The following is a 14,171-nucleotide window of genomic DNA, read 5'->3' on the forward strand; positions in this document are numbered from 1 at the left end:
ATATATGGTTTATCTAACTGGCAGTTTCTAAGTTTAACGACTATTTTACTCCCCCTATCTTTCTCTGGAACAACGGAGCAACCATTCTGGACCAGGTCTATCTCTAAAAAATTTCTATTAATACCACCTGCCGATTCTGAAGAATAGAGGAAATCAACACTTTTAAGCTGACCTGCATAAGAAAGAGAAGAGAAGGCCAGAACCAAGGGAAGAACTTTCCTCAACATTATGTTATCCCTCCGAATTTACATTTAAGGTTTCGTAGCTCTTTAAGAGCTTACCTCTTTTGTAAAAGTAGCGCACTATAACAACTTTTTTAGGAGTTATCTTTACAATTTTTTCAGATGGAGAAACAGCATCTCCTTCCCTCAGCATGTAGGTTTCCCCAGTTTCTGGATCAAGAACAATGAGGAGATAACCCTTAGCCGAACTTATAACTCCCTGAATACTCAAATCATCCAGAGGTTTGGGAATTGCCGGTTTAAAAAGATTTACAACATGCTTTTTCCCTTCTTTACTAAGCTTCTCCCTCTGTTCTTTAAGTTTTTTAAGCTTTTCTTCTTCTACTTTTATAGGATTAATAAAAGGGTCAACCATCCTTATACTCTCTACCTTCTGAGAATAAGCAAGATTGCTCAGCAGTAAAATCAGTGAGACAGAGATTAACAGCCTCATATCTACTCCGTCAGAGTAAACGCTTTTATTTTCAGAGTTGCTTTAATAGTAGAACCCCTTGGAATAAAATTTCTCTGGCTTTTCTGCCAGTCTCTCTTTAATGAATAGATAGACTCTATCTTCATGTCACCAAAATTGATTATCCTATTTGCCTTTGAAAGTTTCTCACACCACTTTATAAAATCGGGGTAGTTTCCTATAAGCTCAACTTTATAGGGAAATTCTATGTAGTACCTATGCCTCTTTTCTTTCTGTCTCTCTATAAGCTTTACAACCATACCGCTGTCGGCATCCGTTATTGATTTTATTATTTGACTAACATCTTCTTTTCCAGTAGGTAATCTGCTCTCTATCTGTTCTATCTGCTTGTTAAGGCTTTCAAGCTCCTTAACGAGAAGTTGTCTCCTTTTCTCCACAATTTTAAGCCTGTTAACTGTAAGAGTAAGTGACTCTATTTCCTTATTTTTTCTGTTCAGCTCCTCCTTAAGAGGCAATATCTGGAAATAATAAATAAGAGCTGTTAGCAGAAAACCAAAGATCAGAATGAGTATCCATTTCTGCCAGCGAGGAACATGAAGCCATCTTTCATAAAGGCTAATGAGCTGTTCCATTCTTTAGCTCCAGGCCAAAGTTAAATTTGTAGTAAACTACTTTATAGTTTAACTCTCTGTTCTCGTAAGTCTGTCTAAAAGTTTTTCGGAACAGAATATTACCAAGGTTTTCTTCTGATATCTTTAAAAAGTATGGAAACTTCTTGATACTGAAAGTTCCACCTGTCAACTTTAGTTGATTTCCGGAGTACTCAAGGGAATCTATCCAGATATCTTTAACGTTGTTAGGATCTGCGAAAAAGTAGAGAAAAGCGGGGACTTTTCTCCTTTTATCAAGGAGAGAAACCACATCAAGCTTTCTCTGAAGCTCCTTCTTCCGTGAAATAAGTTCTTTCTCAGTTCTCTGGATCCGATGCAATCTCTTTATTTCCCCATTGAGACTGTTTATCTCCAGTTGAGCATTTTTTATTTCCTGTTTTAGCGTAGCCGTGTAGAGGTAAGTTCCGATAATAACAAAGAGAATAATTAGGAAGAAGAAAATCAAATCGGGCTTAAGATACTTAGAGTACGTTGATTCTTTGGTTTCTGCAAAGTTAAACCTTAGCATTTTCGTCACCCTTATATCTGATACTTAGTCCTGATGCAACGTCAAACTCTTCGTTACCAAAAATACCGGAAAAACCTAACGGATTACCTCTACTCACCTCTAAACCGGAGAGTTCCCCGAGAAAATCCACAATACCCTTTAGTTTCGCAGAACCTCCATAGAGGTAAATAGATTCAACTTCAAGGTTGAAACGATCTTTAAAGTTATCTATTGTCCACATTACCTCTGTAGCTATCTTCCTTAGAACTTTCTTTATAACACTGAAAGCATCGTCGTAGGTAATGTCTTTAACGGTTTCTCCTTTCTTAAGGAGCTCCACGTCTTGAGAGCTGAGCATAAACTCTCTCTGGAGTTGTTCGTTTATGGCCTGACCACCTATCTCTACATTCCTGGTGATGTAAGGATAACCGCCGAAAGAGACAAGGACTTTGGTAAAGGATGCTCCTATATCAACTAAACAGACTGGGGAAACTGTCTTTTCCGGGTTATTGAGATAAAACTGGTTGTTTATGGCAGCCGGTTCTATGTCTATAACGACAGGGATAAGCCCTGCTTCCTGAAGAATTTTTATTCGGCTTTCAAGAAAATCTTTCCTTATCGCAGCAATGGCTATATCTACATTCCCTTTCTCTATTGAAACTGGAAGAATTTTGTAATCTATATTTACAAGAGAAAATTCTTCAGGGTTTATTATGCTCTTCATATAGTCTATTACTGCTTCTTCTGGATTTTTTGAAGAAGGTATACTGATAACGCTGTAAAAACAAGCAGAAAGGGGAATGTGAACTATTACCTCTTTATCTTTTATAGAGAGTTCCTTGTAGAGCTCTCTAATTGTATCAACCAACTCAAACTCATCAATTACTTCAACTCCAGCAAATACCTGCTCTCTATACTCTTTTTTCCCAAATATTTTCACTTTATACTTATTTCCTTTCCTCTCAGATTGAACCAACTTTAGAGAGGAAGTACCTACATCAAGAGCGGGAACCAAGTAATCCGAACCTTTAAAGAACTTTACCAACCACCCCATTAATCACACCCCATAATTCTTAAAAAACTTTAATAGTGCTAATACTCAGAATAGGGAGAAGCAAAGCGTAAACTATAAAACCAATAACAACACCCACAATTAGCATGGTAGCAGGCTCCAAAAGTGAAGTCAAGTTTTTTATTTTAAAGTTCAGCTCATTCTCCAAAAACTTTGCTACTCTTAGGCTCATCTGGGATAAGTTACCGGAATTTTCCCCCGCTTTTATTAGCTGGACAGCAACTCCTGGAACGTAAGTTATCCTTGAGAGGATCTGGTAAAAGGGAACTCCTCTCTCAAAGTCAGGAATATTCTTGAGAAAACTCTGCTTTAGATTAAGGTTTATAACTGTCTCCGTGGCTGTTTTAAAAGCTTCAACTGCAGGAACTCCGGCAGAGAGGAGGTCTCCAAAGGTTGTAAAGAATTTTACAAGTTCAGCGTAGCAAAAGAGCTTCCCTATTAGAGGAAGTTTCAGTTTAACGGCATCTAACCGCTCTTTCTCTCTTCGGGAGAAGTAAAGAAGGAAAACGAATAGGGCTATAACGAAAACCAACAGGACAAAGTAATACTTAAGAATGAACGAGCTAACAAAGAGAAGAAAGCGGGTTGAGAGGGGGAGCTCTATCTTTGCCGTGCTGTAAATGGCCTTAACTTTCGGAATTACAGTAACAAGCATAAAGACAACAACACCAAAGGCCACAGTTAAAAGAACTGATGGATAGATCAAAGCCTGCAGAACTTTCTCTTTTATAGATTCACGTCTTTCAAGGAGCTCTGCTGCCATAATGAGGTTTTTGGATAGGAGGGCAGAACGCTCTCCTGAAGATACAAGGGCTAAGATAACCGGATCTTTTACTCCAGCTCTTTTAAGGGACTCTGTAAAAGAAAGTCCTTCCTTAAGACTATCTACTAACTTTTTGTAAAAGACCCTCAGATGCTCCTTTTCTTCTCCCTCTGTAAAGGAGTTTACAGCATCAACTATGGGAATGCCCGAATCTAACAGTGTGGAAAGTGTCCTGAAAAAGAGGGTAAGCTCAGAAGGAGAAGGAGTTTTCTTGAGGAGTTTAAAGAAAAAACTCTCTGACTCTTCCGTTCTCTCTTCGTAGAGATCTATCGGGTAAATGCCTTTACTCTTAAGGATAACATAGGCGCTGCTCTTCGTAGGAGCCTCAACTACTCCCCTCACCTCTCTGCCATTACTGTCTAAAGCTCTGTAAGAGAAGACAGCCATTATCCTCTCGTAACTCTAAGGACTTCTTCTGGAGTTGTTATTCCCATCTTCACCTTCTGAGCACCATCCTGTCTAAGGGTTCTCATGCCTCTTGAAACTGCGAATTCCTTTATCTCATCGCTATCGCGACCTTCAAGGATGAGTCGCTTTACCTCTTTGTCAAGGCTCAATATTTCGTAAATAGCCGTTCTACCCAAATATCCTGTTCCCATACAGTGTTCACATCCTCTTCCTCTATAAAAACTGCCGGTAAAATCGGTAAGACCTAAATCTTTCAGCTCTTGAGGTGTAGGAGTATATGGCTCTTTACAGTAGGGGCAGACCTTCCTTACAAGCCTCTGGGCTACAACACCGATTACTGACGATGCAACAAGGAAAGGTTCTATTCCCATATCAATAAGCCTGGTTATAGAAGAGGGAGCGTCGTTTGTATGGAGAGTTGAAAATACTAAATGTCCGGTTAAAGCTGCCTGAGTTGCTATCTCTGCAGTCTCTCTGTCCCGTATCTCTCCAACCATTATTACGTCTGGATCCTGCCTCAGTATGCTCCTTAAAGCGCTTGCAAAGGTAAGACCAATTTCCGGTCTTACCTGAACCTGGGAGATACCTTCAAGCTGATACTCTACAGGGTCCTCAACGGTAATTATGTTTATCTCTTCTCTGTTGATCTCTGAAAGGGCTGCATACAAAGTGGTAGTTTTGCCAGAACCGGTTGGGCCAGTAACCAGGATAATTCCGTGAGGTGTTTTGATAAGCTGTGAGAAGATCTGATAGTCGTCAGGCAGAAGTCCCAGCTCTTTTGTTGAGTAGAGGATGCTCTCCTTTGACAGAAGCCTTAAAACTACCCTTTCACCAAAGTAGGTAGGTAGGGTTGAAACCCTGATGTCAATTTCTTTCCCCCCCAGGCGAACCATTATCCGACCATCTTGAGGGAGGCGTTTTTCTGCTATATCAAGGTTTGCCATAATTTTGAGCCTTGAAATAACAGGCGGAACTTTTGAGGCGGGGAGCTCCCTCACCGTTTTCAAAACGCCGTCAACTCTGAGCCTTACCCTCATCCTGTCTCTAAAAGGTTCAAAGTGGATATCGCTGGCACGAACTCTAACTGCAAGGGTCAGAATTTCATTAATAAACTGGACTGCCGGAGCTTCTTCCTCAACGGTAAGGAGGTCCTCGCCGTAGGACTCCTGTACCCTGGCCTCCTCCGAAGTCAAATCTCCAGAAGAGAAGAAGTTTGTAATCTCATCAAAAGGAACAACAACCGGCCTTACAGGTTTTGAGAAAAACCACTCAAGTTTTTTTAATCCCTCGTAGTTAAAAGGGTTATCGGTCGCTACAGTAACGCTGTTCTCATCCTCGGAAAGGGGAATAAGGCGCTCTTTTTTAAGTATCTGGAGAGGAACTTTCTGGAGCAGTTCCTCACTGATGGTAGAGGGGAGCTCCCTGTAAAACGCAAAACCGCTCTTTCTGAAAATTTCCTCAACTTCTGGCAGGTTCCACTTAAGAATACCGGAAACTTGCTTAAAAGAGGAATAACTCCTATCAGGGATAAGCCCTGAAGATATTAGTCTATCTATAAACTCACTTTCAGTTAAGGTTCTTAACATTAAATCCTGTCTCCCGATTTAGTTCAAACTTTCCAAATCCCTTAAAGTCTGAGAATATTCCCTTCCTTGATTCCTGAATACTCTTTATATTGTTAATGTAAGCCTTTATTTTGGATGCCGTTAAACTGTTTTCTTCTTTAAGGTTCCTGACAACGTGGGGAGTTATGAAGACGAGGAGATTCGTCTTTTCAATCTGATGTCCCGTCTTTTTAAATAGGTTCCCTACTATAGGAATATTCCCCAGGATAGGAACTTTTTCAATGGTCGTGAGTTTTTTACTTTTTATAAGCCCACCGATAACAAGGGTTTGACCATCCTGAACGTCAACAGTAGTTTTTGCTTCTCTCTTAGAAGTTATAGGGGCCGTCTGGTCTGCGTTTGCATACCCCACAACGTCTTCAACCTTCTCGTAAACTTTAAGGCGAACTTCTCCGGAAGAGGTAATATGGGGAGTTATCTTTAAGACTATACCGACATCCTTGTAGTCGTAAGAAATAACAGGGTTATTGTTGGCATCGTACTTAAGACCTGTAGAGTAAGGAATTACCTTTGAGATATTTATCTCAGCCTCTTCGTTATCAAGTGTAAGAATTTGAGGAGTTGCAATAACGTTTACACCGCCCTCTTTGGCATAGGCGTTGAGGAGAAGCCCTATGTCGGGAGTCCCGTTTCTCCACTTGGCAATTCCAAGGAGAAGACCTGGGGAAGCTGACGGATAGCCGGGCTGGAGGGGAAGGTTACCGTAGAGGCTACCGCCAAACGGAGCATGTTCACCACGGGAAAGGAATTTCCATTCAACTCCCATTTGCAGGAGTTTATCCATAGACATCTCAACTATCTGAACCTCAACAAAAACCTGAGGCCGTTTAACGTCTATACCAGAAATCACATCCTTAACAACAGAGAAATCCTGAGGGGACGCAAGGATAATAAGGGAGTTACTGCCCTTATCGGCAACAACTTTCACAGGCCCGGTCAGACCGTACCTTCTGCTGTTTACTCCCTTAAAGAGTGAATCAAGAACTTTTGCTGTATCATCTGCAAAAGCGTACTTAAGTTTCACGATGTGAATGTCACCCGATTTAACAGATACTGGAGTATCTATATGGGGAAGGAGGGCCTTAACCCGCTCTATAACTGCAGGAGTTCCCACCAAGAAAACAGTATTTGTTCTCTCATCTACGGCAAAGTGGTAATAGTCCCTTCCAGGAATAGGAATAGTCCTGGCTATGTCAAAAGCAAATCCTCTATCAAGAACAGCTGAAAGGACTTTTACGGCGTCTTTTGCGTTGGCATTTTTCAGAGTAAAGGTGGCTATCTGAAGTTTAACAGGAGTTCTGTCAAGTCTATTGAGTATAACCATAAGTCTGTGGAGGTTCTTTTCTTTATCCGTTACAACTATGGCATTTGCATCCCTTACAAAACTCACCCTGCCTATGTCTGATAGCATATTCCTAACAAGACCCTGAAGGTTCAGAACGTTAAGGTGGTGGGGAAGGTAAACGTAGGTAAGAACTCTATCTCCTCCATCAAGTCTTCCTCTTGCAACAGCAGTTGATTCCCTTGCAGCGTGTCTGTTCCTTACTATTTTGACGTAGCTTCCGTAGTCAACAATCTGATATCCAAGCTCATCTAAAGCTGCAACGTAGAGGTTGAAAAGTTCTCTTTTAGGTATCGGTTTAGGTGAAATAACTGTTATCTTTCCGTTTAAGTTGGGTGGAACTATTATGTCTTTCCCAACAGCTTGACTAACGACCTTTGTAAAATCTTTAATATCAACGTTTTCAAAGTTTACCTGAACAGATGTTGGCTGCTGAGAGAAAGAAACTGACGGGTAGAGAGCTGCAAGGCAGATTAAGGATGCAGAAATAAGTTTCCTGACCATTTTAACCTCTCCTATTCCAGTTCATAGTGGAGTTTCACCTTTTTGCCGTTTCTAAGAACAATAACAGTTATTGAGTCAGCGTTTTTCAGCTGCTCAAAGGCAGAAAATGAATCCTCTGGGGTTTTTATCCTTACGTCGTTAATTGAGAGGATAACGTCTCCCGGGCGGATGCCTAACTTGTAGATAAAACTTCTCGGGCTGACGTAAGTTACTTTAAGACCCGAAGGGTTATTCACTGGAACGATGTTTATGTAACGGAGAAAATTTCCTGATGATATCTGATTAATAACCTCATTCCTTCTTACGGTAAAGGTGTTGGTTGAGTTTATACTTGAACTAAAGGAAGAAGTGTTAGAACCTACTTGTACTTTTTTTAGGTTTTTCAGAACGAGGATAACTTCCCTTGAACCTTTTGAGAAAATCACTCTATCGGGGTAGACCCTAACCAGTTTATAACCGTGGAGCTCCTCTCCAACGGAGAGTATTTTAGACTTTCCGTTCTTCTCAAGAATGGCCATACTGTGACCACAACCTCCACAGACGATAGTTCCTTTCAGCGTGTACTCTCCCAAAGAAAATGTCTCCTCCATAACCGGAACAGAAATCTGCTTAGGGGTGGTGTGAGGTTTAAAGAATCCCTCTTTCGCAACCATAAAATCGGCAGTGTAAGAGGGAAAAGAACAGTTAACGTTTATAAGTTTGAAAGAAGGAACATCAGGAAATTTAAGGGAGATGATAGAGGAAATTAAATAGGCAAGAGAAAAACCTAAAATGGCAACGGAGAAAAACTCAAAGTAATCAAGAAGTTTTTGCTGCATTAACAAGCTCCTTAAGGACCCTTAACTGTTCGTCTCTCCTATCTTTCGGAAGCTTACCGTCTATGATTGCATATTTTATCTTATTAAGATAGTCTTTAAAACTGGGACCCGGTTTAAGGCCAAGTTTTTTAAGGTCTTCACCGGAAACAAGAGGTTTTATAAAGCGCCACTCCTTCATGAAGTTGAGGATGGAAAGTTCTTTTTCCGGTAAAACGGCTGCAAGGAGAAGGAGGAACTCGTCCTCCTTTCTCTCAAGGACTCTGTAGATCTGGCTGGGAGTTTGAGCTTTTCTGAGTGCCCTAACTGTTTTTGGGAGCTCTTTCAAGTATTTAAAGAGCCTTTCCGTCTCTTTCTGGGGGAAAGCAAGGGTTTTAAGATATTCTTCAAACCTGTTTAAGGGCTCTTTAAAGAAGAGAGCTCCAAAGTAAACGAGGTGATAATCAGTTTCCCGGTTTGGAAATGTGAGTTTATGCCAGTTAACGAGTTTCCTCACCCTTTCAAAGAGGTCTTTCTTATGGCGGTTCCAGTTGATGCCGGGAAAGAGCTCTTTCAGTATGCCGTATTTCTCAAGCTTTAGAAGAACTCGCAAAGGATTCTCCTCAAGCATTATCTGTTTAAGTTCGTGGTAAATTCTCTGACCTTCAACGGTCTTAAAGAGTTTTCTCTCAACGGCCATCTTGAGGAGCTTCTCTGTATGGCGGCCCAGTTCAAAACGATAGCGGGTAGCAAATCGAAGAGCTCTCAGTATCCTGGTAGGATCCTCAACGAAGGAGAGAGAATGAAGAACGCGAATTTTCCTATCTTTTATGTCTTTTAACCCCCCAAAGAAGTCTATAAGTCGGCCAAAATCTGAAGAGTTTATCTTTATGGCAAGGGTATTTATAGTAAAGTCCCGCCGGAAGAGGTCTTTCTTCAGGGGAGCCATGTCAACTTCCGGGAATGCACCGGGAGCTCTGTAGACTTCAGTTCTCGCTGAGGCCATGTCTATACGTGTTCCGTTGGGAAAGATGAGAGTTGCCGTTTTAAAACGGTCAAAGGTGTGAACCTTTGCCCCAAGCTCTCTCCCAATCTGTTTTGCAAAAAGCGTAGCATCTCCTTCAACAACTATGTCTATGTCGTAGTTCTTCCGACCTAAAATCAAGTCCCTAACAAATCCTCCAACTATGTAAGTGTTTACTCCAACTCTATCTGCGATCTCACCAATTTTTCTAACAAGGTTGTAGAGGTTCTCGGGAAGAAACCCTTTAAGGAGCTCTGAAATATTCCTAAAGTGGGGTGAAGAGGAGAGACGCTTTTTGTAGAAGGAAGAAATTTCTGAGATTTCACTTCTGTAAACATTCAGGAGCAGGTCTGTTCTGGTTATTACTCCAACAGGTTTCCCGTTTTCAACAACGGGAACGAAACTCTGATGTCTATCAACTATTATCTCCTCAACAAGGTTTAAAGGGGAACTTGGTGAAACCGTTAAGAAATCTCTTTCCATGACCTCTGAGACTTTCTCTCCTTCAAGACCCATGTAAACGGCTCTGTCAAGGAGAGCTCTGGTAACAATCCCTAAAAGCCTACCGTTTTTATCTACAACAGGGGCAGCATTTATGCTGTTCTTCATAAGGATTAGTCGGGCATTTGAAACGGTTTCATTTTCCAAAACTGTAATAGGAGGAGATGTCATAACGTCCCTGGCTTTTTTCAGGGGTTCAACAGTTTCAGGAAGAACACTTTTCAGCTCTTCAAGGACTTCAAAGACCGTTTTCCCTTTAAGAGATGCTGAAGCGGCCTCTGGGTGGCCACCACCTCCAAACTTTTCGGCAATTCTTGATACGTCAATTCTGGAGCTCTGGGAGCGGCCGATGATGAAGGTCGTTCCCTGAACTTCAACAACTCCAAAGAGGGCTGGAAGGTCTGTTATTTCAAGGAGTCTGCTTATTAGGTGTGAAACGTCCCCGATGTAAGTGTCAAAACGGCCGTAGGTTATCCCGATTAAGTTTCCGTTTATCTCTGCAGTTCTCAAGTTGTCCTTTAAAACTTTAAGAACGTCAATCTCTGCATCTGTAAGGCCTCCGGGAAGATAACGCCGAACGAAAGAGATCTCTGCCCCAACTCCCATAAGGTAGGCAGCAGCAACAAAATCTAAGGGTGTTGTTGATGGGTAGGTAAAGGATCCGGTATCTGCATAGATACCGAGGAGGAGGACAGAAGCTTCGTAGGGGGAAGGGACTATTCCCTTGCCCTTCAGAAGAAGAGAGACGATTGAAGAGGTTGAACCGGCTTCTTTGTAGTGAATCTCAGCAGGAAGGTCAAATTTCCGGGAGTGGTGGTCAAAGACGATAATTTCCGTCTTCTCCGTTATACCGGAACGAACGCTCTCAGGTATTCTATCAAGGGAATCTGTATCTGCAACTACGAGGCGGTCAATGGAATCGGAGAAGGAGCTCCCTTCAGTGTACTCCAAAATGTCTACGTTTTCCTTCAGGAGTTTAATAACCTCTGAACCTTTCGTGTCTGGAAGAACAACAAGGGCATCGGGGTAAAGTTTCTTCAAGCCCACAACTGCTCCAAGGGCATCTAAATCCATGTTTTTGTGAGTAGTTATCACTGTTCTCATACGCCACCCGAAAGTATAATTTTCGGTGATTAAATGTAGCGGAGATTTTAAAGTGAAAGTAAGGGTTAAGGAGATAAAAAACAAGAAGGAGCTCTCAGAGTACCTGAAAAAGTTAGGGAACACACCTGAAGGAATAAAGATACTGAATCAGAAAGGGAAAACCTACCTGTTTGAGATAGAGGGAATTGACACGAGGGGGGCAAACATACTGAAGCAGGATGCAATATCTGTTGGAGGAGACTGTGCCGTTCCAAGGAGCGCTTCAGCTTTCAAGCCGGGCAACTGGACGGTTTTGCTGATGGTGAACGAGAGAGAACTTAAAAGACTTACAGAGAAACTGAAAGCCCAACCCTACGGTCTAAAAAAACTGAGTGAAGAGCTGAGGAAAATCTATGAAAGCTATCAGAAAGAGGAGTTTTCCATAGTATACAGAGGAAGGGAGCTCTCCCTGAAAAAACCGACTGTTATGGGAATACTCAACGTTACACCAGACTCGTTTTCAGATGGCGGGAAGTTCAACAGGGTTGATGCTGCAGTTAAGCGGTGTGAGGAGATGCTGAAGGAAGGAGCAAAGATTATTGACGTTGGAGGGGAGTCAACTCGCCCAGGTTCAGAGCCGGTTCCCGTAGAGGAGGAGCTGAGAAGGGTTGTTCCCGTAATTGAGGAGATAAGAAAACAGTTAGGAAGCGATTTTTTTATATCGGTTGATACCTACAAAAGCAGAGTTGCAGAAGAGGCTCTGAAGGCTGGAGCAGACATAGTTAACGACATAAGCGGTTTCAGGTTTGACGAGAGGATGGCAGAAGTTGTTGCTGAATTTCAGTGTCCTGCCGTTGTGATGCACATAAAAGGAACGCCGAAAGATATGCAGAAAAATCCCTACTACGAAGACGTTATGGGAGAGATATTGGACTACTTTCAGGAAGTATTTGAAAAAGCTAAAGAAAAAGGAGTTGACAGAGAACAGCTGATAGTTGACCCGGGAATAGGCTTTGGAAAGAGATTGGTTGACAACCTGTGTATTCTGAAAAAGTTGAAGGAGTTAAAAGTTTTAGGAAGGCCAATACTCATAGGAGCTTCAAGGAAGAGCTTTATAGGGAAAATAACAGGAGTAGAAGTCCCAGAAAAGAGGCTGGCGGGAAGTATATCGGCCGCCGTCGTTGGAGCTATGAACGGAGCTAAGATTGTCAGAGTCCACGATGTAAAGGAGACCGTAGAAGCTTTAGAGCTCCTCTCAGCTATTGAGGAGGCACAGTGTTAGAGTTTATCCCCAACATAAGCCTGTGGGACGTTATAGACATAATCCTTGTTGCAGTAATTATCTACTGGGTTTTAAGGTATCTATCACAAACGAGAGCCGTTCAGGTTCTTTTAGGCTTGCTCCTCTTCCTCATATTAGGAGTTGTAGCAAAAGCTCTACATCTGTACACCCTCTCGTTCCTATTTAACAGTTTAATAACAGTTGGAACTTTTGGACTTATAGTCATTTTCCAGCCAGAGATAAGGCGACTTTTAGCAAGACTTGGAGAGCAGAAATTTGGGATATTTTCTTCAGAAGAGGAAGCTGAAAGAGTAATTGAGGAAATAGTAAGAGCAGCTGCTACCATGTCTGAAGATAGAATTGGAGCTCTCATTGTAATAGAGAGGGAAATTGACATTGACAACTACACAGAAGCAGGAACGGTCATTGATGGGAAGGTGAGCAAGGAGCTCCTCATAACGATCTTCTGGCCGGGAACTCCTCTCCACGATGGAGCAACAATCATAAGAAAGGATAGAATTTACAGAGCAGGAGCATTCCTGCCACTTTCACTTAATCCCAACCTTCCCCAAACTGTTGGAACAAGACACAGAGCAGCAATTGGAATAACAGAGGAAACAGATGCTGTAGCTGTAGTTGTTTCAGAAGAAACAGGAAACGTTTCCGTTTCATACGGTGGAAAGTTGATAAAAAACCTTGATCCCCAAAAACTGAAAAAAGTTCTAAAAGGATTACTGATAAAAACTCCCGAAAAGAAAGGAAAGTTTCTGCTTCTCAAGAGGAAAATAGATGAGGAAAGTATATGAGATTGTAACAAAGAACTTTCACTACAAAATTTTATCTATAGTCTTTGCGCTTCTCTTATGGTTTCTTGCAACAAATAAAGAGACAACAGAGGCAATATTAGTGCTCAAATACAGACCAATTCCCACAGGAGATTATAAAATAGTTGACTATAAACCAAAGTCTTTAAAGTTAAAGGTTGAAGGATACAGAAAAGAAATAATCAGATTAAAAGAAGGTGGGTGGATTAAAGTATTCCTTCCTTCAGATATACACAAAACAAAAGGATGGATCAGTATAAACTTGACAAAGCAGATGATAGCACTACCAAATTCTGCCCTTAATATAAAAGACTTTAAACCAAAAAAAATAAAAGTTAAACTTGAAAAGCTAATAAAAAAAGCTGTTCCCATAAAACCGGAACTGTCCGGTCTTAAGAGTGGAGTAAAGATAAGAGTAATTCCAAACTACGCTGTTGTATCCCTCCCTGAAGATACGGTAGGCTGTGTAATATCTGTAAGAACAGAGAAGGTAGACGTTTCAGAAGTAAAACTTCCTGCAGTATTAGAGGTAAAACTCAAGTCAAATTACAGAGTTGAACCCAATAAAGTAGAAATTTTCCTGGAGGGGAAAGATGAAAGTAAAGAGAAAGCTTTTCGGAACTGATGGAATACGAGGAATAGCAAACAAGTATCCACTTACTCCCGAAATGGTTCAGAAAATCGGTCTGGCGTATGGGACGTATCTGAATGCAAAGTTTCCGGATAAAAAACATACAGTTGTTGTAGGAAAGGACACAAGGCTTTCGTCTGATATGATTAAGTCTGCCTTTGTAGGCGGTTTAACAGCAACAGGTATTGACATTGTTGACGTTGGAGTTGTCCCAACCCCGGCTATCTCTTTCTTTGTTGAGAAGGGAGAGTTCTCAGGCGGAGTAATGATTTCTGCTTCTCACAATCCTTACGAGTATAACGGGCTAAAGTTTTTTAACCAGGAAGGGGAGAAATTCTCTGAAGCTGAAGAAGGAGGATTGGAGCTCGTAATTTTCAATAAATATGAACTTCCAAGGGCAAACCCAGACGATATTGGAAGGGTCTTTGACGGATACAACCTGATTG

13 protein-coding genes and 1 pseudogene are annotated in these 14,171 nt (G+C 41.5%); 4 read left to right on the forward strand and 10 right to left on the reverse strand.

Annotation, left to right across the window (positions count from 1 at the left end):
• The 10 genes from F8H35_RS00885 to F8H35_RS00930 form a co-directional block, all read right to left on the reverse strand.
• A partial coding sequence (locus F8H35_RS00885) for a hypothetical protein (protein ID WP_472571691.1) occupies window positions 1-227 on the reverse strand: 227 nt, incomplete at its 3' end.
• Between the two features lie 4 nt (window positions 228-231).
• On the reverse strand, window positions 232-675 hold the full coding sequence (locus F8H35_RS00890) for a hypothetical protein (protein WP_472571692.1): 444 nt from the start codon (window positions 673-675) through the stop codon (window positions 232-234).
• Between the two features lie 2 nt (window positions 676-677).
• The gene (locus F8H35_RS00895) at window positions 678-1,286 is read right to left on the reverse strand and encodes a type IV pilus inner membrane component PilO (protein ID WP_472571693.1); all 609 of its coding nucleotides are present in this window, start codon (window positions 1,284-1,286) and stop codon (window positions 678-680) included.
• Window positions 1,270-1,833: a hypothetical protein gene (locus F8H35_RS00900; protein WP_472571694.1), complete on the reverse strand. Its 564-nt coding sequence runs from the start codon at window positions 1,831-1,833 to the stop codon at window positions 1,270-1,272. The genes F8H35_RS00895 and F8H35_RS00900 overlap by 17 nt, the downstream gene beginning before the upstream one ends.
• Window positions 1,820-2,866, reverse strand: a complete 1,047-nt coding sequence (gene pilM / locus F8H35_RS00905; protein ID WP_472571695.1) for a type IV pilus assembly protein PilM — start codon at window positions 2,864-2,866, stop codon at window positions 1,820-1,822. Before pilM ends, F8H35_RS00900 begins: the two co-directional genes overlap by 14 nt.
• Window positions 2,867-2,885: 19 nt before the next feature.
• Complete coding sequence (locus tag F8H35_RS00910) at window positions 2,886-4,094, reverse strand: type II secretion system F family protein (RefSeq protein ID WP_472571696.1); 1,209 nt, start codon at window positions 4,092-4,094, stop codon at window positions 2,886-2,888.
• Window positions 4,094-5,701: a type II secretion system ATPase GspE gene (gene gspE, locus F8H35_RS00915; RefSeq protein ID WP_472571697.1), complete on the reverse strand. Its 1,608-nt coding sequence runs from the start codon at window positions 5,699-5,701 to the stop codon at window positions 4,094-4,096. Before gspE ends, F8H35_RS00910 begins: the two co-directional genes overlap by 1 nt.
• On the reverse strand, window positions 5,682-7,586 hold the full coding sequence (gene gspD / locus F8H35_RS00920) for a type II secretion system secretin GspD (protein ID WP_472571698.1): 1,905 nt from the start codon (window positions 7,584-7,586) through the stop codon (window positions 5,682-5,684). The genes gspE and gspD overlap by 20 nt, the downstream gene beginning before the upstream one ends.
• Before the next feature lie 11 nt (window positions 7,587-7,597).
• Complete coding sequence (locus F8H35_RS00925) at window positions 7,598-8,404, reverse strand: PDZ domain-containing protein (RefSeq protein WP_472571699.1); 807 nt, start codon at window positions 8,402-8,404, stop codon at window positions 7,598-7,600.
• On the reverse strand, window positions 8,385-11,009 hold the full coding sequence (locus F8H35_RS00930) for a CBS domain-containing protein (protein ID WP_472571700.1): 2,625 nt from the start codon (window positions 11,007-11,009) through the stop codon (window positions 8,385-8,387). The genes F8H35_RS00925 and F8H35_RS00930 overlap by 20 nt, the downstream gene beginning before the upstream one ends.
• A 52-nt stretch (window positions 11,010-11,061) precedes the next feature.
• On the opposite strand from F8H35_RS00930, the gene folP reads away from it, so the two are divergent.
• The 4 genes and pseudogenes from folP to F8H35_RS00950 form a co-directional block, all read left to right on the forward strand.
• Window positions 11,062-12,270 (forward strand): dihydropteroate synthase, encoded by a 1,209-nt coding sequence (folP, locus tag F8H35_RS00935; protein WP_472571701.1) that lies wholly within the window; start codon window positions 11,062-11,064, stop codon window positions 12,268-12,270.
• On the forward strand, window positions 12,264-13,076 hold the full coding sequence (gene cdaA, locus F8H35_RS00940) for a diadenylate cyclase CdaA (RefSeq protein WP_472571702.1): 813 nt from the start codon (window positions 12,264-12,266) through the stop codon (window positions 13,074-13,076). Before folP ends, cdaA begins: the two co-directional genes overlap by 7 nt.
• A complete protein-coding gene (locus F8H35_RS00945; RefSeq protein ID WP_472571703.1) occupies window positions 13,060-13,719 on the forward strand; it encodes a YbbR-like domain-containing protein in 660 nt (219 codons plus the stop codon). Before cdaA ends, F8H35_RS00945 begins: the two co-directional genes overlap by 17 nt.
• Window positions 13,688-14,171, forward strand: a pseudogene (locus F8H35_RS00950) (phosphoglucosamine mutase); the annotation flags it as partial. The gene F8H35_RS00945 and the pseudogene F8H35_RS00950, both read left to right, overlap by 32 nt.

The sequence above is a fragment of the Thermovibrio sp. genome (assembly GCA_015488335.1).
GTDB lineage: Bacteria > Aquificota > Aquificia > Desulfurobacteriales > Desulfurobacteriaceae > Balnearium.